At 73.8% G+C, this 25632-nt stretch carries 24 protein-coding genes; 16 read left to right on the forward strand and 8 right to left on the reverse strand.

Going from position 1 to position 25632, the window contains the following annotated elements; all coding sequences use genetic code 11:
• Nucleotides 1-21: 21 nt before the first annotated feature.
• From Q3W71_RS22360 to Q3W71_RS22375, 4 genes are read left to right on the forward strand one after another with little or no spacing between them, the layout of a single operon-like run.
• Nucleotides 22-975, forward strand: a complete 954-nt coding sequence (locus tag Q3W71_RS22360) for a TauD/TfdA family dioxygenase (RefSeq protein WP_302921343.1) — start codon at nt 22-24, stop codon at nt 973-975.
• Nucleotides 975-1163, forward strand: a complete 189-nt coding sequence (locus Q3W71_RS22365) for an MbtH family NRPS accessory protein (protein WP_302921344.1) — start codon at nt 975-977, stop codon at nt 1161-1163. Before Q3W71_RS22360 ends, Q3W71_RS22365 begins: the two co-directional genes overlap by 1 nt.
• Entirely contained in the window at nt 1160-4273 is a 3114-nt protein-coding gene (locus tag Q3W71_RS22370; protein WP_302921345.1) for an amino acid adenylation domain-containing protein, read from the forward strand. Before Q3W71_RS22365 ends, Q3W71_RS22370 begins: the two co-directional genes overlap by 4 nt.
• Nucleotides 4273-9849, forward strand: coding sequence for a non-ribosomal peptide synthetase/MFS transporter (locus tag Q3W71_RS22375; RefSeq protein ID WP_302921346.1), 5577 nt, complete (start codon nt 4273-4275; stop codon nt 9847-9849). The genes Q3W71_RS22370 and Q3W71_RS22375 overlap by 1 nt, the downstream gene beginning before the upstream one ends.
• A gap of 42 nt (nt 9850-9891) precedes the next feature.
• Here Q3W71_RS22375 and Q3W71_RS22380 read toward each other — a convergent pair whose 3' ends face one another.
• Nucleotides 9892-11148 (reverse strand): hypothetical protein, encoded by a 1257-nt coding sequence (locus tag Q3W71_RS22380; RefSeq protein WP_302921347.1) that lies wholly within the window; start codon nt 11146-11148, stop codon nt 9892-9894.
• 64 nt (nt 11149-11212) lie between these two features.
• Nucleotides 11213-11728 (reverse strand): NUDIX hydrolase, encoded by a 516-nt coding sequence (locus Q3W71_RS22385; RefSeq protein WP_302921348.1) that lies wholly within the window; start codon nt 11726-11728, stop codon nt 11213-11215.
• Between the two features lie 558 nt (nt 11729-12286).
• Here Q3W71_RS22385 and Q3W71_RS22390 point away from each other — a divergent pair.
• Nucleotides 12287-14197, forward strand: a complete 1911-nt coding sequence (locus Q3W71_RS22390) for a hypothetical protein (protein WP_302921349.1) — start codon at nt 12287-12289, stop codon at nt 14195-14197.
• A 297-nt stretch (nt 14198-14494) separates the two neighbouring features.
• Complete coding sequence (locus tag Q3W71_RS22395) at nt 14495-14686, forward strand: AlpA family transcriptional regulator (protein WP_302921350.1); 192 nt, start codon at nt 14495-14497, stop codon at nt 14684-14686.
• A 30-nt stretch (nt 14687-14716) separates the two neighbouring features.
• Here Q3W71_RS22395 and Q3W71_RS22400 read toward each other — a convergent pair whose 3' ends face one another.
• The 4 genes from Q3W71_RS22400 to Q3W71_RS22415 all read right to left on the reverse strand — a co-directional run bounded on the left by Q3W71_RS22400 (nt 14717) and on the right by Q3W71_RS22415 (nt 17062).
• Nucleotides 14717-14965 carry a hypothetical protein gene (locus Q3W71_RS22400; RefSeq protein WP_302921351.1) on the reverse strand — a complete coding sequence of 83 codons (249 nt, stop codon included), beginning with the start codon at nt 14963-14965 and terminating at the stop codon, nt 14717-14719.
• A gap of 21 nt (nt 14966-14986) precedes the next feature.
• Entirely contained in the window at nt 14987-15829 is an 843-nt protein-coding gene (gene blaOXA, locus Q3W71_RS22405; RefSeq protein ID WP_302921352.1) for a class D beta-lactamase, read from the reverse strand.
• A 73-nt stretch (nt 15830-15902) separates the two neighbouring features.
• Nucleotides 15903-16328, reverse strand: coding sequence for an OsmC family protein (locus Q3W71_RS22410; RefSeq protein WP_302921353.1), 426 nt, complete (start codon nt 16326-16328; stop codon nt 15903-15905).
• Between the two features lie 131 nt (nt 16329-16459).
• Nucleotides 16460-17062, reverse strand: a complete 603-nt coding sequence (locus Q3W71_RS22415; protein WP_302921354.1) for a DUF4291 domain-containing protein — start codon at nt 17060-17062, stop codon at nt 16460-16462.
• 94 nt (nt 17063-17156) lie between these two features.
• Between Q3W71_RS22415 and Q3W71_RS22420 the strand changes: the two genes are divergently transcribed.
• Complete coding sequence (locus Q3W71_RS22420; protein WP_302921356.1) at nt 17157-17651, forward strand: type II toxin-antitoxin system PemK/MazF family toxin; 495 nt, start codon at nt 17157-17159, stop codon at nt 17649-17651.
• Nucleotides 17652-17667: 16 nt separating this feature from the next.
• Here Q3W71_RS22420 and Q3W71_RS22425 read toward each other — a convergent pair whose 3' ends face one another.
• Nucleotides 17668-18315 carry a flavodoxin family protein gene (locus tag Q3W71_RS22425; protein WP_302921357.1) on the reverse strand — a complete coding sequence of 216 codons (648 nt, stop codon included), beginning with the start codon at nt 18313-18315 and terminating at the stop codon, nt 17668-17670.
• A 158-nt stretch (nt 18316-18473) separates the two neighbouring features.
• On the opposite strand from Q3W71_RS22425, the gene Q3W71_RS22430 reads away from it, so the two are divergent.
• The 3 genes from Q3W71_RS22430 to Q3W71_RS22440 are packed head-to-tail and all read left to right on the forward strand — an operon-like array spanning nt 18474 to nt 19512.
• The gene (locus Q3W71_RS22430; RefSeq protein ID WP_088994463.1) at nt 18474-18818 is read left to right on the forward strand and encodes a helix-turn-helix transcriptional regulator; all 345 of its coding nucleotides are present in this window, start codon (nt 18474-18476) and stop codon (nt 18816-18818) included.
• Entirely contained in the window at nt 18802-19275 is a 474-nt protein-coding gene (locus tag Q3W71_RS22435; RefSeq protein WP_302921359.1) for an SRPBCC family protein, read from the forward strand. Before Q3W71_RS22430 ends, Q3W71_RS22435 begins: the two co-directional genes overlap by 17 nt.
• A 57-nt stretch (nt 19276-19332) precedes the next feature.
• Nucleotides 19333-19512, forward strand: coding sequence for a hypothetical protein (locus tag Q3W71_RS22440; protein ID WP_302921360.1), 180 nt, complete (start codon nt 19333-19335; stop codon nt 19510-19512).
• 21 nt (nt 19513-19533) lie between these two features.
• On the opposite strand, the gene Q3W71_RS22445 is transcribed toward Q3W71_RS22440, so the two are convergent.
• Nucleotides 19534-20184, reverse strand: coding sequence for a GGDEF domain-containing protein (locus tag Q3W71_RS22445; protein WP_302921361.1), 651 nt, complete (start codon nt 20182-20184; stop codon nt 19534-19536).
• Nucleotides 20185-20416: 232 nt separating this feature from the next.
• On the opposite strand from Q3W71_RS22445, the gene Q3W71_RS22450 reads away from it, so the two are divergent.
• From Q3W71_RS22450 to Q3W71_RS22475, 6 genes are all read left to right on the forward strand, one after another.
• Entirely contained in the window at nt 20417-20656 is a 240-nt protein-coding gene (locus Q3W71_RS22450; protein ID WP_302921362.1) for a DUF397 domain-containing protein, read from the forward strand.
• A 122-nt stretch (nt 20657-20778) separates the two neighbouring features.
• Entirely contained in the window at nt 20779-21666 is an 888-nt protein-coding gene (locus tag Q3W71_RS22455) for a helix-turn-helix transcriptional regulator (protein WP_302921363.1), read from the forward strand.
• An 82-nt stretch (nt 21667-21748) separates the two neighbouring features.
• Nucleotides 21749-22597 carry an SAM-dependent methyltransferase gene (locus Q3W71_RS22460; protein ID WP_302921364.1) on the forward strand — a complete coding sequence of 283 codons (849 nt, stop codon included), beginning with the start codon at nt 21749-21751 and terminating at the stop codon, nt 22595-22597.
• Nucleotides 22598-22749: 152 nt separating this feature from the next.
• On the forward strand, nt 22750-23814 hold the full coding sequence (locus tag Q3W71_RS22465) for a LacI family DNA-binding transcriptional regulator (RefSeq protein ID WP_302921365.1): 1065 nt from the start codon (nt 22750-22752) through the stop codon (nt 23812-23814).
• Between the two features lie 2 nt (nt 23815-23816).
• Entirely contained in the window at nt 23817-24020 is a 204-nt protein-coding gene (locus Q3W71_RS22470; RefSeq protein ID WP_302921366.1) for a hypothetical protein, read from the forward strand.
• Between the two features lie 125 nt (nt 24021-24145).
• Nucleotides 24146-25627 carry a serine/threonine-protein kinase gene (locus Q3W71_RS22475; RefSeq protein WP_302921367.1) on the forward strand — a complete coding sequence of 494 codons (1482 nt, stop codon included), beginning with the start codon at nt 24146-24148 and terminating at the stop codon, nt 25625-25627.
• The last annotated feature ends 5 nt before the right edge of the window (nt 25628-25632 follow it).

Consider the following 25632-nt stretch of genomic DNA (forward strand, 5'->3'; position numbering starts at 1 on the left):
GAAACCAGGAGTGACAGAGCAATGAGCGACACGATCGCCACGCTGCCGGTGGTCGTCGAGAACGACGGCCGGGAGCTGACCGAGTTGATCGACGCCCGCCGCGCGGAACTGCGCGCGACGCTGGCCGAGCACGGCGGACTGCTGTTCCGCGGCTTCGACGTCGGCGGGGTGGACGGCTTCGACCGGGTGGTCCGGGCGCTGTCCGGCGAACCGCTGGTCTACACCGAACGGTCCTCGCCCCGGCACGCCATCAAGGGCCGGGTCTACACCTCGACCGACTACCCGCCGGACGAGGAGATCTTCCTGCACAACGAGAACTCGTACCAGGCGCGCTGGCCGCTGACCCTGTTCTTCTACTGCATCACCCCGCCGCAGACGCAGGGCGCGACCCCGCTGGCCGACGTGCGCCGGGTGTACGCCGAGATCGACCCGGCGGTGCGGGAGGAGTTCGTGCGCCGGCGCTGGATGCTGGTCCGCAACTTCCACGCCGACTTCGGCACCCGCTGGCAGGACGTGTTCAACACCGACGACCGGGCCGAGGTCGAGGCGTACGCGGCGGCGAACCGGATCGGGCTGGAGTGGCGCGGTAAGGACGGGCTGCGCACCCGGGCGGTGCGGGACGTGGTGCACCACCGGCCCGGCTCGGACACCCCGCGCTGGTTCAACCACGCCACCTTCTTCCACATCAGCACCCTGCCCAAGGACTACCAGGAGGGGCTGCTGGCCATGTTCGGCGCGGACGAGCTGCCGTCGAACACCTACTACGGCGACGGTGGGGAGATCCCCGCCGACGTGATGGAGCACCTGCGGGCCGCGTACCGGGCGGCCAGCGTCCGCTTCGACTACCAGCGCGACGACGTGCTGGTGGTGGACAACATGACAGCGGCGCACGGGCGGGAGCCGTTCACCGGCCCCCGCAAGATCGCCGTCGCGATGGCCGAACCGCACACCCCCGAGAGCGCTGGAGACAACTGATGGCCGAATCCCGTTTCCTGGTCGTCCGCAACGACGAGGAGCAGTACTCGATCTGGTCGGCCGAGCGCGACCTCCCCGCGGGGTGGCACGAGGCCGGTTTCGCCGGCACCCGCGAGGAGTGCCTGGCGCACATCGACACCGTCTGGACGGACATGCGTCCGCGTTCGGTCCGCGAGGCGGCGTCATGAGCGAGTGGACCTTCCCGGCCTCCTTCGCCCAGGAGCGGGTGTGGCTGGCCAACCAGCTCGACGCCGGCTCGCCGGTCTACAACGTCTCCAGCCCGTGCCGGTTCCCGGTCGGCATCACCCGGGAGCAGGCCAACGCGGTGCTCGGGCAGATCGTCGCCCGGCACGAGTCGCTCCGCACCCACCTGCGCACGCAGGACGGTGACCTGGTCCAGGTGGTCCGCGCCGCGGAGCCGGTGGAGCTGCCCGAGACCGACCTGCGCCACCTGCCGGTGGCGGAGCGTGACCGGCACGCCCACGAGTTGCTGGCCGAGCTGGCCCGCACGCCGATCCCGCTGGACGCACCGCCGCTGTGGCGGGCGCGGTTGCTGCGGCTCACCGACGACCAGCTCACGCTGCTGTTCGTGGTGCACCACGCGGTGTTCGACAGCCATTCGGCGGTGCTGTTCACCGAGGAGCTGGCCGCGCTCAGCCGAGCCGCGCTGACCGGCGCGCCTGCCGACGTGCCCGAGCTGCCCATCCAGTACGCCGACTACGCGGTCTGGCAGCGCGACCAGCTCGCCGGCCCGGAGCTGGACCGGCAGCTGGACTTCTGGCGCACGCAGCTGGCCGGCGCGCCGGCGGTGACCGCCCTGCCGCTGGACCGGCCCCGGCCGGCGCAGCTGGGCTTCGCCGGCGACGAGGTGCGTTTCGACCTGCCCGCCGGGCTGCTGGACCGGATCGGCCAGCTCGCCGCCGGTTCGGCGGCCACCCCGTACATGGTGCTGCTGGCCGCGTTCACCGCGCTGCTGTCCCGGATCTCCGGCGACGAGGACGTGGTGGTCGGCGTCTCCACCGCCGGCCGGGACAATCCCGAACTGGCCCGGCTGATCGGCATGTTCGTCAACCCGGTGGCGCTGCGCTGCGACCTGGCCGGCGACCCGACCTTCGCCGAGCTGCTGGTCCGGGTCCGCGACCGGCTGGTCGACGCGATGGAGCATGGCGGCACGCCGTTCCAGCGGATCGTCGAGGCGATCGACCCGCAGCGGGACCCGTCGGTGCAGCCGGTCTTCCAGACCGCGCTGAACTTCATCCCGGACTCCGGTCTCGACCCGGCGCCGCTCGGCACCACCAAGGACGACCTGGCCTTCGACATCACCACCGGCACCAGCCGGTTGCTGTACCGGACGGCGCTGTTCGACCGGGCCACCGCCGAGACGGTCGTCGCCCGCTACGTGCGGCTGCTCACCGCCGCGGTCGCCGACCCGGCGCAGCGCGTCTCGGCGCTGCCGCTGCTCGCCGACGCCGAGCGGGAGCTGGTGCTGTCCACCTGGAACGACACCGCCCGCGACGTGCCGCCGAGCACGCTGGTGGCGGAGTTCGAGCGGCAGGCGGCGGCCACCCCGGACGCGCCCGCCCTGGTCCGCGCCGGCGTCGAGCTGACGTACGCCCGGCTGAACGCCGACGCCAACCGGCTGGCCCGGGTGCTGGTGGCCCGCGGGGCCGGCCCGGAGTCCCGGGTCGCGCTGGCGCTGCCCCGCTCGGTGGAGCTGGTGGTCGCCATCCTCGCGGTGCTCAAGTCCGGCGCGGCGTACGTGCCGGTGGACACCGGCTACCCGGCCGGCCGGATCGCCTACCTGCTCGCCGACGCCGAGCCGGCGCTGGTGCTGGCCACCCCGGAGACCGCCGCGCTGGTGCCGGCCGGCGCGCTGGTGCTCGACGGCCCGGTGGACGGTGACGGGGCCGACCTGACCGACGCCGACCGGGCCGCCCCGCTGCGCCCGGACCACCCGGCGTACGTGCTCTACACCTCCGGCTCCACCGGCCGACCCAAGGGCGTGGTGGTGGAGCACCGGGCGGTGACCGCGTACCTCGCCTGGGCCCGGGACACCTACCCGGGGCTGGCCGGCACCGCGCTGCTGCACTCGCCGGTCTCGTTCGACCTGACCGTCACCGGGCTGCTCGGCCCGCTCACCGCGGGTGGCACGGTCCGGCTCGCGGCGATCGACGAGCCCGCCGCGCGGGCCGGCGGGCGGCCGACCTTCCTCAAGGTCACCCCCAGCCACCTGCCGCTGCTCGACGCCGAGCTGTCGCCCACCACCGACCTGGTGATCGGCGGCGAGGCGCTCACCGGGGAGCAGCTCGCCGGCTGGCGGGCCGGCCACGGCGACGTCGCGGTGATCAACGAGTACGGCCCGACCGAGGCGACCGTCGGCTGCGTGGCCGCCCGGATCGCGCCGGGACAGCAGCTGCCCGCCGGGCCGGTGCCGATCGGCCGGCCCACCTGGAACACCCGGGCGTACCTGCTCGACGGGGCGCTCAACCCGGTGCCCCCGGGCGTGGTCGGTGAGCTGTACGTGGCCGGTGACCAGCTGGCCCGGGGCTACCTGCGCCGGCCCGGCCTGACCGCCGAGCGCTTCCTGCCCTGCCCGTACGGGCCGGCCGGGCAGCGGATGTACCGCACCGGCGACCTGGCCCGCTGGCGGCCCGACGGCACGCTGGAGTACCTGGGCCGCCGCGACAGCCAGGTCAAGGTCCGCGGCATGCGGATCGAGCTGGGCGAGATCGAGTCGGCGCTGCTGGCCCGGCCGGACGTGACCGCCGCGGCGGTGGTGGTGCGTACCGACTCCGGGGAGCCGACCCTGGTCGGCTACCTGGTGGGGACGGCCGACGAGGCGACCCTCGCCGCCGACCTGGCCCGGGAACTGCCGGCGCACCTGGTGCCGTCGGCGTTCGTCCGGCTCGACGCGCTGCCGCTGACCCCGAACGGCAAGCTGGACACCGCGGCGCTACCCGCCCCGGCCGCCGCCGAGCCGGCCGCCGACGGGTTCGTCGCCCCGCGCACCGACGCCGAGGTGCTGGTCGCCGAGGTGTACGCCGAGATCCTCCAGGTGGACAAGGTCGGCGCCCTGGACGACTTCTTCGCCCTGGGCGGCAACTCGCTGCGCGGCATGCGGGCGATGGCCCGGATCCGCGCCGAGGTGGACGTCGACCTGCCGATGCGGGCGCTGTTCAGCACCCCGGTGGTGGCCGACCTGGCCGCCCAGATCGAGCAGCGGATCGCCGCCGAACTCGACGAGCTCTCCGAAACCGAGGTCGCCGCGCTGCTCGCGGCGGAGAAGGACAAGCCCTGATGACCGACCTGAAGGATCCGGCCCGGGACGCGGCCCGCCAGGCGTTGATCGCCCAGCGGCTGCGCAAGCGGCAGTCGGCCGCGCCCGCGGCCCGGATCGGCCCGCGTCCGCCGGACGCCGAGGTGCCGCTGTCGTACGCCCAGGAGCGGGTCTGGTTCATGGACCAGCTCGCTCCGGGCGAGGCGGCGTACCACATCGCGGTGCCGCTGCGGGTGCGCGGGCCGCTCGACGTCGCGGCGCTGCGCGCCGCGCTGGCCGGGCTGACCCGCCGGCACGAGTCGCTGCGCACCCGGTTCCCGGCCGACGCCGACGGCCGGCCGACCGTGGTGGTGCAGGACGCGGTCGAGGTGCCGCTGACCATCGTGGACGCCCCGGACGAGGCGGCGGCGCAGGCGCTGGTGGAGGCGGCCGCGGCCGAGCCGTTCGACCTGGCCGAGGGGCCGCTGCTGCGGGCGCTGCTGATCCGGCTGAACGTCGACGACGACAATCCGGCCTCCGCGCCGCACGGCGGCACTCCGGACCGGATGAACGTCGACGACCACGTGCTGTTCCTCAGCAAGCACCACATCGTCGGCGACGGCTGGTCGGTGGACGTGCTGCTGCGCGACCTGATCACCCTCTACCGGGGTGGCGACCTGCCGGCGCTGCCGATCCAGTACGGCGACTTCGCCCACTGGGAGGCGCGGGAGCTGGAGGGGCCGGCGGCCCGCCGGCACCTGGACTGGTGGAAGCAGCGGCTGGCCGGCATCACCCCGCTGGAGCTGCCGCTGGACCTGCCCCGTCCGGCCACCCAGACCTACACCGGCGACTTCGTGGAGCTGCGGCTGGACCGGGCCGCCGCGGACGGGCTGCTCGCGCTGACCCGCTCGTACGGCGGCACCCTGTTCATGACGCTGCTCGCGGCGTACCAGGTGTTCCTGTCCCGGCATGCCGGGCAGGACGACTTCGCCGTCGGGGCGTCGGTCGCCGGCCGGTCGGTGCCGGAGCTGGAAGACGTCGTCGGCATGTTCATCAACATGGTGCCGCTGCGCGCCGAGCTGGCCGGCGACCCGACCTTCATCGAGCTGCTGGAGCGCACCCGGCGCAGCGTGCTGGACGGCCTGGAGCACGCCGAGGTGCCGTTCGCGAAGGTGGTGCACGAGCTGGGGCTGCCCCGGGACGTGAGCCGCTCGCCGGTGTTCCAGGCCATGTTCGTGCTGCAGAACTACGAGATCGGCCGGTTCAACGAGGTCTCCGACGCCACCGACGTCACCTTCGACTGGACGCCGATGGAGCTGCGGGCGACCCGGTTCGACTTCGAGCTGCACGCGGTGGAGACGGTCGACGGGCTCTACGCCAAGCTGGTCTTCAACACCGACCTGTTCACCCGGGCCACCGTCGAGCGGATGGCCGAGCGGCTCGCCGCGCTGCTGCACGCGGTGGTGGCCGCCCCGGACACCCCGATCTCCGCGCTCGACCTGCTCGCCCCGGCCGAGCGGCGGCTGCTGGCGAGCTGGAACGACACCGCCGCCGACTTCCCGCGCGAGCAGACCCTGCACGGGCCGATCGAGCAGCGGGCCGCCGCCACCCCGGACGCGGTGGCGGTCACCTTCGAGGGCCGCTCGGTGACGTACGCCGAGCTGAACGCCGCCGCGAACCGGATCGCGCACCGGCTGCGCGCGGCCGGGGTGGGCCCGGAGACCCTGGTCGGCGTCTGCGCCGAGCGGTCGGTCGAGCTGGTCGCCGGGCTGCTCGGCGTGCTGAAGGCCGGCGGTGCCTACCTCCCGCTGGACCCGGAGTATCCGGCCGACCGGCTGGCGTTCATGGTCACCGACGCGGCCGCGCCGGTGGTGCTGGTGCAGCGGCACCTGCGCGACGTGCTGCCGGACACCGGCGCCACCGTCCTCGCCCTCGACGACGAGGGCGTCTGGGCCGGCCAGCCGACCGTGGACCCGGCGCCGACGGCCGGCCCGGAACACCTGGCGTACGTGATCTACACCTCCGGCTCCACCGGCCGGCCGAAGGGTGTGCCGAACACCCACCGGGGCATCGTCAACCGGCTCGACTGGATGCAGAAGACCTACCGGCTCGGCGCCGACGACGCGGTGCTGCAGAAGACCCCGGCCAGCTTCGACGTGTCGGTGTGGGAGTTCTTCTGGCCGCTGCGCGAGGGCGCCCGGCTGGTGGTGGCCAAGCCCGGCGGGCACAAGGACGCCGGCTACCTGCGCGACCTGCTGGTCGCCGAGCGGGTCACCACCGCCCACTTCGTCCCGTCGATGCTGACCGTCTTCCTCGCCGAGGACGGCGTCGAGGCGGCGACCGCGCTGCGCCGGGTGATCTGCTCCGGCGAGGAGCTGCCGCTGGCCTCGGCGGTGGACTTCACCGCCCGGCTGCCGTGGTGCGGGCTGCACAACCTGTACGGCCCCACCGAGGCGGCCATCGACGTCAGCTCCTGGCACTGCGACCCGGCGCTGCTGGCCGGGCTGACCAGCGTGCCGATCGGCGCGCCGATCGCCAACCTGCGGCTGCACGTGCTCGACCCGGCCGGCAACGAGTGCCCGGTCGGGGTGGCCGGCGAGCTGCACATCGGCGGGGTGGGGCTGGCCCGCGGCTACCACCGCCGGCCGGCGCTCACCGCCGAGCGGTTCGTGCCGGACCCGTTCTCCGGCGAGCCGGGCGCCCGGCTGTACCGCACCGGCGACCTGGCCCGCTGGCGGGTGGCGCCGTCCACCGGCGACGCGCCGGCCGGCGGGGTCATCGAGTTCCTCGGCCGGATCGACCACCAGGTCAAGCTGCGCGGCCTGCGGATCGAGCTGGGCGAGATCGAGAGCGCGCTGCGCGAGCAGCCGGGGGTGACCGAGGCGGCGGTGATCGTCCGGGAGGACAGCCCGGGCGACAAGCGGCTGACCGCGTACCTGGTCGGTGCGGCCGAGCACGCCGCGCTGAAGGCGGCGTTGAAGGAGACGCTGCCCGAGTACATGGTGCCGAACGCGTTCGTCACCCTGGACGCGCTGCCGCTGAGCCCGAACGGCAAGCTGGACCGCCGGGCGCTGCCCGCGCCGGTGGTGACCCGGGAGGCGTCCGTCGCGCTGGTCGAGCCGCGCGACGACACCGAGCGGCTGCTGGCCGGCATCTGGTCGGAGGTGCTCGGCGTCGACACGCTCGGCATCGACGACGACTTCTTCGACCTCGGTGGGCACTCCATGCTCGCCACCCAGGTGGTCGCCAAGATCCGCAAGGCGGAGCACGGCGGCCGGCCGGTCGGCGTGATGGACCTGTTCCAGCAGCGGACCATCCGCGAGCTGGCCGCGTTCATGTCCGGCACCGGCGAGGCGGAGGGGCCCCGCCGGCTGCTCTACGAGCTGACCAAGCCCATCCCGGCGGCCCAGCGGGTGCTCACCTACGTCTGCGTCCCCTACGGCGGCGGCAGCGCGATCGTCTACCAGCCGCTGGCCGACGCGCTGCCCGCCGGGCACGCGCTCTGGTCGCTGGCCATCCCCGGCCACGACGTCGGGCTCAGCGAGGACGCGCTGCCGTTCGACGAGCTGACCACCCGGGTGGCCGAGGAGATCCTGGAGCGGATCGAGGGGCCGATCGCCCTCTACGGGCACTGCGGCGTGGGCAGCGCGATCGTCGCCGAGGTGGCCCGCAAGGTGGAGGCGGCCGGGCGGGACCTGGAGGCGCTCTACATCGGCGCGATGTTCCCGTTCGCCCGGCCCAAGGGGGCGTTCGCCGCGCTGCGCAACCGGCTGGAGCGGCTGCGCAGCAACCGGCACTACGCCAGCTGGCTGAAGTCCATGGGCGTGGACACCGACGAGCTGGACCCGGAGCAGGCCGACCGGATCATCAGCAACATGCGGGCCGACTCCCGGGCGTCGGAGGAGTACTTCACCGGGCTGCTCGACCGGCGGGCGGTGAAGCTGCGTACCCCGATCATCTCCGTGGTTGGCTCGGAGGACCCGGTCACCGACTACCACACCGAGCGGTACGCCGAGTGGCAGTTCCTCAGCGACACCCTGGCGCTGGTGGTGCTCGACCAGGCCGGGCACTTCTTCCTGAAGTACCGGGCCGACGAGCTGGCCGAGATCGTCACCCGCACCCACCGGGCCGTCGCCGCCGGCGACGTCGCGGACCTCGGCCCGCAGGCGCGGGGCGAGGACGCCGGCTGGGTGCTCGCGGCCCACCAGCGGGTCGGGGTGGCCGAGCGGCCGGCGGCGGCGGTGGTCAAGCCGTCCATGGCCCGCTTCGTCGCGGTCACCATCGGGCAGCTGGTCTCCACCACCGGGTCGGCGCTGACCGCGTTCGCCCTGCCGATCTGGCTGTTCACCCAGACCGGGTCGGTGACCAACCTGGGCCTGCTCTGGGCGCTCGCGCTGATCTGCGGCGTGCTGATGCTGCCGGTCGCCGGCGCGATCACCGACCGGGTCAGCCGCCGGAAGATCATGATGATCGCCAGCAGCAGCGCCGGCTCGGTGCAGGTGGTGCTGGCCGCGTTGCTGTGGACCGACAACCTGGCGCTCTGGCACATCTACGGCCTGGTCGCGTTGAGCCAGGTCGCCGGGTCGTTCCAACGCATCGCGTTCCAGTCGGCGGTGCCGCAGCTGGTGCCGAAGCGCTACCTCGGCCACGCGATGGGCATCACCCAGCTCTCCAACGGTTTCGCGATGCTGCTGATGCCGGTCTTCGCGGCCGGGCTGCTCGCCGCCATCGAGCTCAAGGGCATCCTGCTGATCGACGTGGCGAGCTACCTGGTGGCGGTGCTGACGCTCGCGGTGGTCCGCTTCCCGGACCTGCTCGGCTGGCGGCCCAAGGAGCGGCTGCTGGTGGCCATCGCCAACGGCATGCGCTACTCCTGGCAGCACCGGGGCTTCCGGTTGATGCTCGGCTACTTCGCGGTGGGCAACATCTTCCTGGCCCCCGCGCTGGTGCTCACCACGCCGCTGGTGCTCTCCTTCGGCACCGCGACGCAGGTGGCCCAGGTGGCGCTCGCCGAGGCGTGCGGCGCGGTGGCCGGCGGTGTGCTCATGTCGATCTGGGGCGGCCCCCGGCACCGGCGGATGATCGGCGTGCTGATCGGCAACCTGGGCACCGCTGTCGGTTGCGTGCTGATCGGCCTGGACGCCTCGGTGGCGATGATCTGCGTGGGCGCGTTCTGGCTGGCCATGGCGATGACCACGGCGCAGTCCATCTACGCCACCATCGTGCAGGTCAAGGTGCCGCAGCGGTTCCACGGCCGGGTGTTCAGCCTGAACCAGACCATCTCCTGGTCGACCCTGCCGATCGGCTTCGCGCTGCTCGCGCCGGGGGCCACCGCGCTGTTCGAGCCGATGCTCGCCCCGGGCGGCGCGCTGGCCGGTTCGGTGGGCGCGGTGATCGGCACCGGCGAGGGCCGCGGCATCGGCTTCGCGTACGTCTGCTTCGGCGCGGCGCTGGTGCTGGTCACCCTCGGCGGGTTCGCGATCCGGCTGCTGCGCCGGTTCGACGTCGAGGTGCCCGACTCGCTGCCGGACGACCTGATCGGCGCGCAGGAGCGGGAACGGCGCCTGGCCGCCCGGGCCGCCGAACGCGCGGACGAGAAGGCGCCGGTCGCGGCGTGAGCTGTCCCCGGGGGCCCGCTCGGCGGGCCCCCGGGGTCGCTCCTACCGGTCGGCCAGGTCGGCCGCCGGCAGTTCGTCCGGCTCGGCGACCCAGGCGGAGAAGACCGGCAGGCCGTGCCACGGCCCGGTCGCCCCGCCGGTCCGGGTGTCGGTGGCCACCGCGAGCACCGCGTACGGATGGCCGAAGCGCAGCTCGGCGACCCGGGCCACGCCCTCCGGGGGCAGGCTCATCCAGTCCATCAGCGCGGTGACGGCGGCCGCCTCGAAGCCGTACCGGCCGTAGCGGGCCATCGCGACCTGGGCCGCCGCGAAGTCCGGCTCCGGGACGTCCAGCAGCTCGGCGAAGGCGGCGTTGGCGGCGGCGAACCCCAGTTCGGGCGCGACCAGCTCGTGCCGGCTCTCCGCCGACCAGCAGGGCAGGACGGCGGCGGTGCGCTCCTCGCGGCCGTCCGGGGCGTAGGTGCGGGTCGGCTCCTCCCGCACGGTCCACAGCTGAGTGTCGCCGAGCGGGAGGTCGAACAGGGAGCGCCGGCCGGGCGGGGGCTGGTCGCCCGGTGTGTCGAGGGCACCGGCCGCGATGTCGTGGGCGGCGGCCAGGACGTCAGCGGCCGGCACGCCGGGGGCGGCCGCGACGGAGACGACCAGCAACCCGGCCTCGCCGTCGCCGGCCGCGGCTGGCTGGGCGGGCGCGGCGTGCACGGCGACGTCGCCGATCCGCGCGCTCGTGGCGATCCAGCAGCGGTGGCCGCGCCGCGGGGTGCGCAGCACCCGGTCCAGCCGGCCGGCCCAGCGGCTGTCCGGCCCGAGCGCGGCGGCCGGCGCCACCTCGAACGGGTCGGCCCAGGAGACCCGGGTGGCCAGCGCGCTGGCCAGGATCAGCAGCACCTCCGGGTCGACCTTCAGCGGGAACCCCTCGATCAGGCCGAGGGTGTGCTCGCGGGCCCACGCGTCGAGGCCGGCCTGGTCGGGCACCGGGCCGGTGGCGGTCGGCCCGGGCAGGGTGGCCCGCCACCGGTCGAGCGCGGCGGTCCCGTGGTCGGGCCGGTGCCAGAACGCGGTGGCCGAGGGCACCAGCGGGTGCGGCGCCGCCAGCAGGGCGTGCGCGGCCTCGGCGGCGGTGGCCGGGTCGGTGCCGAGCGCCTCCGCCAGGGCCGCGCGGGCGGGGCCGGTGGCGGCCGGCGCGGCGAGCGCCAGGAGCAGCCACGCGCCCAGCGGGGAGGCGACGTGGTGCCCGTCGCCGGCGCGGGCGTGCAGGCGGTCGGCGTAGCGGGCCAGGGGGGTGCGGATGTCCGTCGTCACCGCTCCACTGTGCCCGCCACCGCGGCGCTCGTCACCACCATCGCCCGACCGGTTTGCGGTGCGGTCAGGACCACAGCTCGAACGGCTCGTCGATCTCCTCGCCGGCCAGGAAGCCGGTCAGCAGCGCGGGCAGCCGGCCGGGGTAGAACCGCTCGCCGCTGGCCACCAGCTCGGGGATCGGCCACCACCGGAACCCGAAGTAGTCCTCCAGCTCGTAGTCGAGCCGGTCCGCCTCGTCCACGTCCGGCCCGGGGCCGGCCAGCCGCACCGGGACGATCACCTCGTCCTGGAGGTGCCGTCGCTGCCGGTGCACGAAGCTGGCCCGTCGCCGCCAGGTGGGCGGGCCGATCTGCGCCGGGTCGGCCACGATGCCGGTCTCCTCGCGCAGCTCGCGCACGGCCGTGTCCAGGTACGTCTCGCCGGGGTCCATCCCGCCGCCGGGCAGCTCCCACCAGGTGCCCAGCCGGGGGTGGTCCGGGTCACGGGTGTGGAACAGCAGCACCCGGCCGTCGCCGTCGAGCACCACCAGCCGTACCGCGCTGCGCTCGAAGACCGGCAGGTCGTCGGGCAGTTCGACCATGTTCACCCCTGGTGTACGCGCGGCCGGTCCGGCCGTGCGCTCGACCGTAGCCGGTGGCGCCGCGCCCGTTGACCTCCGGGTTGGGCGGCGTTCCACGCCCACCTGGCCATACTCAACCAGCTCGCCAACTGGTCACCGGGCGCCGACCGGGACGGCGCGTCGACCTGACCGGCCGGAGCGCGCTGTTTCGCCTGGTACGGGCCGGGCGTCGAGGAGTTGGCCGGCGAGAAGCGGTCCGATCTGATCGGGCGCGTCAGGGCGCTGGCCGCTCGGTCGGGTCACCTGACGACACGGATCCAGCGCCGTTCCGCCCAGGGCCGAAAAGTAAGCAGCACGTGGTAGCCGATGCTCGTCCTCAGTGACTCCATCGAAAGAGGTGATAGACGGGATGGTGTCCGGCGGGTTACGGTCCTTGGCGTAATTGCCGAGACGTCGACATGTGCCGGAGGTAGGATGCGCTCTCGAAGCAGTCTGATCGCTGTGGCCACGGCGGCCGCGATGGCCTCGACACTCCTGGCGCCCGCCACGGCCCTGGGCGCCCCGACACCATCCGTCACGGTGGAGGACCACGGTGTCATTCCGCTGACCGCCGTGACCGCCGCCGGGGCCGCCTCCGGGAACATGCCGGATGGCAGTGCTCGCACGTGGACGGTGGTCTCCGGTGAGCCGGCCTACCTGGCCGAGATCGACCCACTCACGGGCGACGTGATCGCCACCTACCCGCTCGACGGCGCGGGCGGTGCCTGGGGTGTCGAGATCGCCGCGGACGGCACGGTCTGGGTCGCGAGCTACGGAAACGGCAACCTCTACTACCTGCCCTACAAGGCAGCCGCGGCGGTGAAGGCCGGCCAGGCCACTCCCGACGCGAGTTTCCTCTGGCAGGTGGACACCGACGCCAACGGCGTGGCGTACACGGGCACCTTCGAGGGCTTCGCCGGAGGATCGACGCTGCCGGGCGCCCACGTCGTGGCCTACGACAAGTCGACCGGCCGGTGGCGCGACTACGGCACCTTGGGGGAGCAGTACACCTACGTGCGGTCGACCGCGGTCGTCGGCGACAAGGTCTACGCCGGCACCGGGACGCAGGCTGCCTTCTTCGAGATCGACATCGCTACCGGGGACAAGCGACAGATCCCGCTGCCGGAGGGCCGTGCCGATTGCCAGTTCACCTACGAGTTGGCGACCTCCGGAACCGACTTGTTCGTCCGGTTCGAGTGCACGAAGAAGAACATCGGTTACGTCTACGACACCGTCGCCGGCACCTGGAAGGCCGGGCCGTGGAACGACTACCTGATGCAGCGCGTGGGACGGGACAGTGCCGGCAACACCTACATCGCGCTCCTCGAAGGCGGTGTTCCGGTCCTGCACCGGTACGCCCCCGACGGCACGCTGACCAACCTCGGCGTGAAGATGGGCACCAAGGTGGGTGTCGTGACCTCCGGCGGTGCCGAGTACGTCGTCGGCGCGTACGGCAAGGTCCTGCAGTACTACAACCTGACGACGGGCGCCCACGCTGAACTGGCACCGGCGCTGCAAGGGACGCCGGTGGCCCCGCGATCGGCAACCCTGGGACCCGCCGGCCAGGTCCACGTCGGCGGCTACTTCTCCGGCGGTTTCGCGAGCTACTCACCCGGCCAGGACGCGTGGACGTTCGACCCGCGGCTGGGCCAGGCGGAGAACCTGGTGACGGTCGGCGAGCGCCTCTACGCCGGCGTCTACCCGGGCGCCAAGATCTTCGAGGTCGACCCGACGCGGCCACTCACCAACGGGAATCCGGTCCAGGTCTTCGATCTCACGGCGTCCGGCCAGGATCGACCGTTCGCCATGGCGGATGCCGGCGGCGTCCTCGCTGTGGGGACGGTACCGGGCTACGGCCAACTGCAGTCCAGCCTGGCGATCTACGATCCGGCGACCGGCACGGTGGACACGTACTTCGACCTCGTCGAGGACCAGAGCATCCTGACGCTGGCCTATGCCGACGGGATCCTCTACGGCGGCACGTCCGTCTACGGCGGCAACGGTATCGCCCCGACCCAGCAGAACGCGCGGGTCTTCGCCTTCTCCATGGCCACCCGCAAACTGCTGTGGAGCCAGGAGATCGTCGGGCACGCCCAGGTGACCGCCGTCGCGGTGACGTCGGGCAACCAGGTTTGGGCGGCTACCAACGGCAGCCTCTTCGCGCTCGAGAGAAATGCGGGGCGCCAGCTCTACAGCAAGACGGTCAGGGCCTTCGACTGGGGCAACTTCGCGGGCGGCACCTGGCAGGCCGACACGCTTAGCTACAACGCCGCGGACGGCTACCTGTACGGATCCGTTGGCGACAACGTCGTTCGGATCAAGCCGGTCGGCCAGCGCGAGCTTTTCGTGGTCCCCAACGCCAAGGGCAACTGGTTGGTTCTCGACGGGCAACGCACGTACTGGGTCGACGGGCAACACCTGAAGAGCGCTCGCTGGCCAGTCAGCAACTGACCGACCCGCAAACGGCACAGTGGTGAGGGCGTCCGGCTCGATCCGTCCGGGGTGGACACGCTCCTGCTGGTACTCCCAAGGGCGGGCATGACCGGTTCAGGTGACCATCGAGGCGCGCTACGCCTCGTCGGTCGTTCGAACCGAGTGATGCCCGCCCCGCCGGCTCGACGTGCCGGCCCACGCCTTCTGCGAGATGACCGGGGTGCTCGCGCCCTACCGCGGGCGGGGTCGGTCCCTGGTGTTGAAACCGCTCGCGATCCGCTTCGCCCGGTAGTCGGGTCAGCTAGTGTCCCCGCCATGAAGCGGCTCAGGCTGGTCGGCTCGGCAGAGATCCGCGTCATGCTGGGTGGGATCTCGCGTCAGCGGGTCTACCAGATCACCAACCGCCGCGACTTCCCGGAACCGGTGGCGCAGCTGTCCATGGGTAACGTCTGGCTCGCCGAGGACGTCGAGAAGTGGATCGCCGAGAAGCGGTCGGATCTGGACTAGGAGCGCCAGGACGCTAACTGCGCGGCCGGGTCACTTGACGACATGGAAATCGGGGTGGGCGATCCACGCGGCCATCGCCACCGCATCGAGGTACACGGCATCGCCGGCTCGTACGCAGCGGCCCGCATCCAGGACGTCGAGCAGGTCCACGGTGGGCGGGCCGGAGAACTCGACGAACACGCAGCCCGGTGACCTGCCGGTAGCCCCATTCGCTGTCCCGGGGCGAAGCTCGCGGACCGGAGACACCGGAATGATCTTGCGGAACGCGGCTTTCTCCACGTGGGGCTTCCTCCGAATTCCTCACTCGGTGGGTAGCGCGCCGAGGCGGTGCAGCAACCGTCGGCCCAGCGGCAGCCGCTGGTCGGCGTCCGCGTCGGTGGTGGCGTCCACGTTCAGGGCGAACGTGTAGAGCCGGTCGCCGCGCTCGACCCAGCCGACCCACCAGCCGGTGCCGGGATCGGTGGCGTCGGTCAGGCCGGTCTTGCCGTACAGGCTGTGCTCGGCGGTGCGCTCCAGACGCAGGATGTCCCGTACGGTCGCCTGGTGCGCCGGGTCGGCCGGCAGGTCGCCACGGGCCAGCCGGGCCAGCCACCGGGCCTGCTCGTCGGCCGAGATCTCCAGCGGCCCGCTCAGCCAGAACCGGTCCACCGCCGGGCCGACCTCGCCGTTGCCGTAGCCGAGCCGGCTCAGCCACTCCCGCTCGCGCTCCGCGCCGATCCGCCGGGCCAGCTCCTGGAACACCGGGACGTTGGAGACCCGGATCGCGTCCTGCAGCCCCATGTCCCGCTCCCAGGCGGCGACGCGCTGCGGGCGGCCGCCGTACGGGATCTTCTCGTGCTCGTCGCGCACCACGCCGGTCTCCAGCGCGATCAGGCTGTGCGGGATCTTGAAGGTGGACGCAGGGATGAACCGGCGCTCGGCCCGTGCCCGATCCACCATCACGACGCGGCCGGCCGACACGTCGTACAGCATGAAGGTGCCGCGCAACCCGGCCTGCCGGAACAGGGCGGCGAGGTCGTCGCGGGTCTCGACCACCGGCGCGGCGGCCGACGGGCCCGGCGTCGCGGTGGTGGCGACCGCCGACGGCCCCGCGACCGGCGACCCGCCCGACGACCCGCCGTCGGTGCAGCCGGTCAGCAGCATCAGCGCGAGAACGGCGGCGACGGCGCTCCGGCGGGATGGTCCGGCCCCACCGGCGCCGCGCCGGCGTGCCGGATCAGGCACCGACGCCGCCCACCACGTCGGCCCGGCCCAGCCGCACCGGCGTGCCCGCGCGTAGCGAGTTGGGGATCTCCGCGATCGCGTCCACCCGGCCGACCAGCTCGCCGAGCCGCTCGGCCGGGGCGTTCCCCTCCACCAGGACGTCGTAGGTGATCTCCGTCGAGACCGCCGGCTCGCCGGTGAAGTCGCCGCGCACGGTCACCTCCACCCGCCACAGCTCGATGCCGGCCGCCCGTGCCTCCCGGAACAGGTCGTTGGAGACGCAGCCGGCCACCGCCAGGTAGAGCAACTGGCCCCCGTTGAACCCCAGGCCGTCGCCGCCGCCGTCCGCCGGTCGGTCCACCACCAGGGTGTACGCCCCGGCGGAGCCGATCGCCGCCGGCCTACCGGGCAGGCTCCGCGTTCGTACCTCGAAGGTCATCCGCCACCGCCCTCGCCCGTGCCCGCACCGACCGCCCCAGTCAAGCACGCGCCGGCCGGACGCAGGCGGCATCGACGGCTCGACACCCGCTCACCGTCGCCACCGGTCGGGTACGCGGCGGGCGGGATCCGTCAGACTGTCGTCGCGCCGACCACGGCGGCGACCTCGGGCGGCAGCGGGTACGGGCGCTCGGGCGGCAGCAGCGCCTCGGCGGCCGGGTCGTCGTCGGCGTCGAGCAACTCGCGGATGGCGCGGGCGGTCGGGGTCACGTCGGTCAGGCCGACCAGCCACTCGTCGACGTACCGCCGCACCGCCTCGCCGGAGAGGCCGACCTGCACCGACCGGTGCGGCAGCGGAGCCAGCCGCAGCGACCGCTCCGGGTCCCACTGCACCCGGACCGGGCTGGCTCGCAACTGGCGCGACCAGGTCGCCCGGTCGGCGTACCGCTGCGGGTCGTAGCTGCTCAGGCAGGCGTGCGCCAGCGCCCACTCGAACCCGGCCCGGGTGATCTCGACGGCCAGCACGCGTTCCTGCCCCGGCTTGGTGGCCCAGCCGCAGCGGTACATCATCCACCGGAACGACGGCTTGATCCAGGTCATCCGCTCCCGCTTGAACGGTGGCACGAAGCGTCCGGCGGCCAGCGCGGCGCGGGCGATCTCCGGCGGGTACGCCTGGTAGACGGTGATGGTCTCCGCGCCGTAGCGGGCGCGGACCTGGTGGGCGGGCATGGACATGCCGACGATCATCGACGAGACCACCGGGGGAGTTCCACCGGATTGCCGCCGGCCTGCGCCGGGCCGGCGGGGCGCGGGGGATAGGCTGCCGGCCGTGGCTGGTCTGTTGAGGAACGTGGCGGCGCGCATCGGTCGGGTGGGCAGCGCGGTCGTCCCGCGTCCCCGGCGGTCCGGGCCCGCGCCGGCCCAGGTCGCCCGCCGGCGCCAGGTCGCCGCGTTGCAGCGCCGTGAGCTGACGTACGCCCCGGAGCTGGACGGGCACGCCGACCCCGGGGAGATCGTCTGGACCTGGGTGCCGTACGAGGACGACCCGCGCCAGGGCAAGGACCGCCCGGTGCTGGTCGTCGGCCGGCACAGCCGGACGCTGTTCGGGCTGATGCTGTCCAGCCAGAGCGAGCGGGACGGGCAGCGGCACTGGCTGGCCCTCGGCCCGGGGGCCTGGGACCGGGACAACCGGCCGAGCTGGGTGCGGCTGGACCGGGTGCTGACCATGCGCGAGGACAGCATCCGGCGGGAGGGTGCGGTGCTGGACCGGGCCCGCTTCGACCGGGTGGGTCGGGCGCTGCGCGCCGGCTACGGGTGGCGCTGACCCGGCGTCAGCCCGGTCAGGCCGGCTCCCGGCTGGGACCGACCCCGGCGTTCGTGGCGCCCGGCGGCGGGTACGGCCGCTCGGCCAGCAGCCGGGCCAGGTGCGCGGCGTTGAGCGCCAGCGCCTTCGTGGTGCGGCCGGTGGTGTCCGGCTTCGGCCCGGCGTCGCGGTAGTCGAGCTTGTGCAGCGCCTCGCCGACCCAGTAGGTGGCGCCGGCGGCCGGGCAGGTGAACCCGACCTCGTTGAGCGCCTGCTGCACCTGGCCGATGGTGTGGTGCGCACCGTCCTCGTTGCCGACCACCGCCACGCCGGCCACCTTCCCGTACGTGCGCAGCCGGCCCTCGGTGTCGGTTTCGGACAGTTCCGCGTCGAGCCGTTCGAGGACGAGCTTGCACACGCTGGACGGCTGGCCGAGCCAGATCGGCGTGGCGATGACGAGGATCTGCGCCGCCAGCAGTTTGGCCCGTAGCGCGGGCCACTCGTCGCCGTCGCCCTCGTCGGTGGAGACCCCGAACCGTACGTCGTGGTCGACCACCCGGATCAGCTCGCCGTCGACGCCCTGTTCGGCGAGGGCGGCGAGCACCTCCCGCCCGAGCAGGTCGGAGCTCGACGGGGCGGGTGACCGCTTCAACGTGCAGTTGAGCACCAGGGCGCGGATCGACACGTCGGGTCCTTCCGTCGGGCAACTGTGGCCGACATACCCGACGGCCGGCGCGGAACACCTCGAACCACCGGAACCGGTTTCCCGAACCGTCTTGACAGCAGCGCTCGGACGAGTATGTTCAACCTATCGGTTTATAAACCAGATGGTTGAGAGAGATGATGTCAGCAGATCCGGTCAGCACCGTCTTCGCCGCCCTCGCGGATCCGACCCGGCGGGCCATCCTGGCCCGGCTGGCGGCCGGCGAGGCGACCGTCAACGAGTTGGCGGAGCCGTTCCCGGTGAGCGTCCAGGCCATCTCCAAGCACCTCAACGTGTTGGAGCGGGCCGGGTTGATCGTGCGCACCCGCGAGGCGCAGTGGCGCCGGTGCCGCCTCGACCCGGCGCCGCTGCGCACGCTCGCCGAGTGGGTCGACCAGTATCGCCGGCTCTGGGACGACCGTTACGACACGTTGGACAGCTACCTGCGAGAACTGAAGGAGAACAGCGATGAGTCAGCTCAGTAACCTGGTCGTGGAGCTTCCCTCCGACCACGAGATCACCCTCACCCGCGTCTTCGACGCCCCGCGCGACCTGGTCTTCGCCGCGCACACCCAGGCGGAACACCTGAAGCGCTGGTGGGGGCGGGGCAACCCGCTCGACGTCGAGATCGATTTCCGGGTGGGCGGCCGCTACCGCTACGTCGAGCACGCCCAGGACGGCAACTCCTACGGCTTCCGGGGCGAGTTCCGCGAGATCCAGGCGCCGGAGCGGATCGTGCAGACCTTCGAGTACGAGGGCATGCCGGGACACGTCGCGGTGGAGACGCTGGTCTTCACCGAGCAGGACGGCCGCACCGTGGTCACCGGGACCACCCGCTTCGACACCAAGGAGGAGCGGGACGGCATGGTCGGCTCCGGGATGGAACAGGGCGCCGCCGAGTCCTACAACGCGCTCGAGGAGTACCTGAAGACCCTGGCGTGATCCGCCGGCGGCGATATTCGGTACGCACGTACCGACCGCCGCTGGCACGGTGTACCGATGGCCGACGACCCGTTGCCGCTGACCGAGTGGGTGCACCGCGACTTCGGGGTGCGCCTCACCGCCACCGAGCCGGTCGACCTCGGCGCCGACCGGCGCGCCCTGCTGTGGCGGGCCGAGGCCGCCGACGGTAACCGGTACGCGGTCAAGCTGAGTGACTTGCGCCCGGCCCGGGCCTGACCGGCGCGCCCAGGGGCGTGGTCAGCACTCGGCGAGGCGGGGGCTGTCCACCAGCTGCCGGGGCGCCCGGCCGGTGCCGAGGCTCTTGGCCCGGTACATCGCGGCGTCGGCGCGCCCGAGCGCCTCGGTGAGCTGCGCCGGGCCGGTGACCGGCGCGAGCCCGACCGACGCGGTGACCCGTACGCTGCGCCCGCCGAGCGGGATGGGCGCGCCGAGCGTCTCGCCGAGCCGCCGGGTGGCGTGGTCGATCCACCGCCGGTCGACGGTCGGGCTGGCCAGCAGGCCGGCGAACTCGTCGCCGCCGAGCCGGGCCACCAGGTTGTCGCCGGCGAACGCGGTCAACCGCTCGGCGACGATGATCAGCACCTGGTCGCCGGCGGCGTGCCCGAAGCGGTCGTTGACCTGCTTGAAGTCGTCGAGGTCGACGACCACGGCGATCAGCGTCCGGCCGTCCGCGCGGGTGAGCAGGGTGGCGGCCAGGCGGTAGAAGGCGCGCCGGTTGGGCAGGCCGGTGAGCGGGTCGTGGCTGGCGGCGTGCCGTTCGGCCGCCAGCTCGGCCTGGAGATGCTCGATCTCGGCCTCGGCGCGCAGCGCCCGCTGCCGCAGCTGCCAGGAGGTGAGGAGCGCGCCAGCGGCGCAGATGCCGGACGCCACGGACATCGGATCCGGCACGAACCCTCCCATCGCGCAACGCCTCCGGCCGTCGCCGGGCGGCTGCTGTCCGGCCAGAACAAGCCGGCGCGGAGTAACTCAGCGTGAACGGCTGAGCACCATTCACGTGCGTTATCATGCTCGCCGTCCGATGCAGATGCAAGAGCAGATGCACGTGCAGGAAGCCTTTCGTCGACCGCCGCGGCAATCCCGGCCGGCGCCGGCGGGCTCCCGGAGAGAAAGACACCGCTTGATGCAGCAGCCACCCAACGGCGTTCCGATCAACCAGCTGCCCCCGCTCACCTGGCAGAAGAGCCGCCGGAGCAACCCCAGCGGCAACTGCGTCGAGCTGGCCGAGCTGCCCGGCGGGGCCGGCATCGCGGTGCGCAACTCCCGCTACCCGGAGGGTCCGGCGCTGATCTACACAGTGGACGAGATCGCCGCGTTCGTGCTCGGCGCGCGGGACGGGGACTTCGACCACCTGATCGGCTGACCGGCCGTCCCGTCGACCGGACCCGATCCGCCGGTTCGGAGGAGTACACCTCACTCACGGTTCATGGCATGCTTACACGTCGGCTGGGCGGGAGCGCCCGGTCGGGGTGCGGAGGGCGGCACATGACCATGGTTTCCGCAGAGGGCGGTCCGGCGACCGGCCCGACCGTGCTGCGGATGCTGCTGGGCGCCCAGTTACGGCGGCTGCGGGAGGCCAGCGGGGTGACCCGGGAGGGCGCCGGCTGGGAGATCCGCGCCTCCGAATCCAAGATCAGCCGGATGGAACTGGGCCGGGTCGGTTTCAAGGAGCGCGACGTCGCCGACCTGCTCACCCTCTACGGCGTCACCGCGCCCGAGGAGCGGGAACCGCTGCTCAAGCTCGCCCGCGACGCGAACAGCCCGGGCTGGTGGCACCGCTACGGCGACGTGCTGCCCAGCTGGTTCCAGTCCTACCTCGGGCTGGAGGCCGCCGCCGCGCTGATCCGCACCTACGAGGTGCAGTTCGTTCCCGGCCTGTTGCAGACCGCTGCGTACGCCCGGGCCGTGGTGCTGCTCGGCCACTCCCGGGCCGACGCCGCGGAGGTCGACCGCCGGGTCGACCTGCGGATGCGACGCCAGCAGCTGCTGCGCCGCCCGCAGCCGCCCCAGCTCTGGGCGGTGGTCGACGAGGCCGCGCTACGCCGGCCGATCGGCGGGCCGGCGGTGATGCGGGAACAGCTGACCGCGTTGATCGAGGCGACCGCGGCGCCGAACATCCGGTTGCAGGTCGTCCCGTTCACCGCGGGCGGCCACGCCGCGGCCGGCGGCGCCTTCAGCATCCTGCGCTTCGGCGACCAGGACCTGCCCGACATCGTCTACATCGAGCAGCTCACCAGCGCGCTCTACCTCGACAAGCGCGACGACCTCGACTACTACGCGGTGGCGATGGAGCGGCTCTGCGTCGAGGCCGAGCCGCCGGAACGGACGCCGGAACTGCTCGCTCGGATCCGCGACGAGCTCTACCCGCAGTGATCGGCTCTCCGGCGCTGGCATGGGCGACCAGCGACAGTGCACGGCCCCACCGGCGGGTGGCGCGAGAGTCGGGGAGGCGGCCGTGACCACCGATGCCCCGGGGCACCCGACCGGACCCGCCCACCGAAGCGACCGCATCGACACCTCGGTTGCCCACCCGGCCCGCCGCTACAACTACTGGCTCGGCGGCAAGGACAACTTCCAGGCCGACCGGGACTCCGGGGACGCCATCGCCGCCGCCTTCCCGACCATCCGCACCACCGCCCTGGAGAACCGCCGGTTCCTCCAGCGCGCCGTCGGCCACCTGGCCCGCGAGGCGGGCATCCGCCAGTTCCTCGACATCGGCACCGGCATCCCGACCGCCGACAACACCCACGAGGTCGCCCAGGCCGTCGCGCCCGAGTCGCGGGTGGTCTACGTCGACAACGACCCGATCGTGCTCGCCCACGCCCGGGCGCTGCTCACCAGTTCGGCCGAGGGCGCGACCGCGTACCTCGACGCGGACCTGCGCGGCCCGGAGCGGATCCTGGCCCACCCCGACCTGCGGCGCACCATCGACCTGACCCGGCCGGTCGGGCTGATGCTGGTGGCGATCCTGCACTTCGTCCCGGACTCCGACGACCCGTGGGGCGTGGTCGGCCGGCTGCTCGACGCGCTGCCCGCCGGCAGTTACCTGGCCGCGTCGCACGCCACCGCCGACCACCTGCCGCCGGAGGTCGCCGCGGAGGCGAGGGCGGCGGGCCGGGCCGGCGGCCCGCACGGCCTGATCGCCCTGCGCAGCCGCGCCGAGGTTGCCCGGTTCTTCACCGGCCTCGACCTGGTCGAGCCCGGCCTCACCTCGGTCGCCGAGTGGCGGGCCGACGGCGAACCACGGCCCCGCCCGTCGGCCGCCGAGGTCAGCATGTACGGAGCGGTCGCCCGCAAGCCCTGACCGCCGCCCCGCCCGCCGGTCACCGCACCGTCGGTCGCGCCGGGGAACCGCACGTCCGACGGTCGTTTTCGGCATTCCCGTTGACCGATGTGCGCCCTCCGGCTAGTCTCTGAATCGATCCAGACTGAATCGATCCAGAAGGAGGCGTGCCGGTGAAGCCGACCTTGCAAGCCGTGGCGGACGCCGTCGGCGTCTCCCGCAGCACCGTTTCCAACGCCTACAGCCGTCCCGACCAGCTCTCCGCCGAGCTGCGCCGGCGGATCCTGGAGACCGCCCAGCGGATCGGCTACCCCGGTCCCAACCCCACCGCGCGGTCGCTGCGACGCGGCTACGTCGGCGCGATCGGCGTGCTCTTCGAGCCGGTGCTGTCGTACGCCTTCACCGACCCGTTCGCGGTCCGCTTCCTGGCCGGCGTCGCCGCCGCGGCCGAGCGGCACGGCACCAGCCTGCTGCTCGTGCCGGTGCCGCCCGACGAGTCCGCCGCCCGGCGGGCGGTGGAGAACGCCGCGGTCGACGGGTTCTGCGTCTACTGCGTCGGCGACGAGGGCTGGGTGGTCGACGTGCTCCGCGAGCGGGGCCTGCCGATCGTCACCACCGTGCCCCGCCCGGACGCCGGCCCCGCCGACCGGTACGTCGGCATCGACGAGCGCGCCGCGGCCCGGTCGATCGCCGCCCACGTGGCCGGGCTCGGTCACCGGCGGGTGGCGCTGCTCGGCGACGGCGTGCTGCCGGGCGCGACGCCGGGCCCGCTGCGGCTCGCCGGGCCGGACGACGCCCCGCACCCCACCACCCGGGGCCGGCTCGCCGGGTTCGCCGACGCCTTCGCCGAGGTCGGCGTCGACTGGTCCGAGCTGACCGTGCTCAACGCGGCCGACAACAGCCGGGCGGCCGGCGCCGCGGCGGTGACCGACACGCTCGCCGCGGCCGACCCGCCGACCGCCGTGCTCGCCTGCTCCGACGTGCTGGCGCTGGGCGTGCTCGACGCGCTCGCCGCCCACGGCGACCCCGGCCGGCCGCCGGTCTCGGTGACCGGCTTCGACGACATCGCCGAGGCCGCCGAGGTCGGCCTCACCACCGTCCGCCAGCCGGCCGAGGAGAAGGGGCGCATCGCCGCCGAACTGCTGCTCGACCCGCCCACCGAACCCACCGCCGGGCACGTCCTGCTGCCCACCGCACTCGTCGTCCGGTCGACCACCGGACCCGTCCCGAGGAGTTGACCATGGAACAGCCCACCGGCTACATCTTCGCCATCGACGCGGTGACCCGACACGTCAACTCCGCCCGGCCGGACGCGCCGGTCCGCCCCGAGCGGCCCCGGTCGGCCCGGCTCGCGCCCACCCGCCGAGCCACCGCCGCCGCGCTGCGCCGGCTCGCCGACCGGATCCAGCCGGCGCCGCTGCCGGCGCCGCCGCGCTGCTCGTAGCCGCCCTCGCGGGTGGCGGCCGCCACCCGCGAGACCGGACGTACCGGCACGATCGGGCACGGCCGGTGCCGGACCGGGCACCGCGGCTGGTGGCCGGTCCGGCGGGCCAGGCAGACTGGATGCCTATGTCGCCGTTCAGTCCCAGCCTTCGGTTGCACGACCGGTACGTCCTGCGCGAGCGCATCGGCCTCGGCGGGATGTCCGAGGTGTGGCGCGCCGACGACGAGGTGCTCGGTCGCCCGGTCGCGGTGAAGGCGCTCGCCGGCGAGTTGGCCGCCGACCCGCAGCTGCGGGCCACCATCCAGCGCGAGGCCCGCGCCGCTGCCCGGCTCACCCACCCGCACGTCACCCAGGTGTACGACTACGGCGAAGCGACCCTGGCCGGCGGCACGGTGGTGCCGTACCTGGTGATGGAGCTGGTCGAGGGGCGCAACCTGGCCGACCGGCTCACCACCGGCCCGCTCGCCTGGCCCGACGCGGTGCGGATGGCCGGCCAGGTCGCCGCGGCGCTCGCCGCCGCCCACCGCATCGGGGTGGTGCACCGCGACATCAAGCCGGGCAACGTCATGCTCACCGACACCGGCGCCAAGGTGCTCGACTTCGGCATCGCCGCCCTCGCCGGCCCGCACCATCCGCTCGCCGGGCAGACCGGCGAGCTGCTGATGGGCACGCCGGCCTACTTCGCCCCGGAGCGGATGAGGCCCGGGGCGCCGGATCCGGCCAGCGACGTCTACGCCCTCGGCGCGCTGCTCTACCGCACCCTCACCGGTCGGGCCCCGCTGCCCGTGCAGACCTGGGAGGACGCGATGGAGGTGCACGCCCGGCACACCCCGGTGCCTCCGCTGCGGATCCCCGGCCTGCCCGCCGACATCGCCGAGCTGACCCTGGCCTGCCTGGCCGCCGACCCGGCCCGCCGCCCCACCGCGGCGCAGCTGGCCGGCCGGTTCGGCGCCGGTCAGCCGGCCGACCCGCCCACCGCCATCCTGCCGGCCGTGCCCGTCGGCACCGCCCGCCCGCCGGCCGGGCACCCGCCCACCCTGGTCGACCGGTCCCTGGCGCACCCCCGGCCGGCCGCCGGGGCGGTGCCGGGCCCGACGGCGCCCCAGCGGGCGCCCGACCGGCCGAACCGGGCGCTGACCGGGCTGGTCGCCGCCGGCCTGGCGCTGCTGGTCGGCCTGGTCGGGGTGCTCGTCCTCGCCGACGGCGACGGCAACGCGCCGAGCGCGGCCGGCCCGTCCGCCACCGCCCCGGCCGCGCCGCCCAGCAGCAGCGAGCCGGCGCCGGAGCCGAGCAGCGTCCCACCGTCGACCGGCAGCGGAGCGCAGCCGGTCGGGTTCCGGCAACTCGCCGCCGAGTTCGCCGCGCTGCTCGCCCAGATCCAGGCCCGCGGCGAGATCGACCGGCGGACGGTCGAGGAGCTGCGGGACAAGCTCGTCGACCTGGCCCGGGGCAAGCCGAAGGACCGCGCCAAGCGGATCGAGGACCTGCGCGAGCGCATCGCCGAGGCGGAGGAGCGGGAACGGATCTCGCCGGACGCCGCCGACCGCCTGAACGACCTGCTCGACCGGGTCACCGGGGTGCCCGGCGACAACGAGGACGACGACTGAGCCGG

The organism is Micromonospora sp. C28SCA-DRY-2 (genome assembly GCF_030519475.1).
Taxonomy (GTDB): domain Bacteria; phylum Actinomycetota; class Actinomycetes; order Mycobacteriales; family Micromonosporaceae; genus Micromonospora.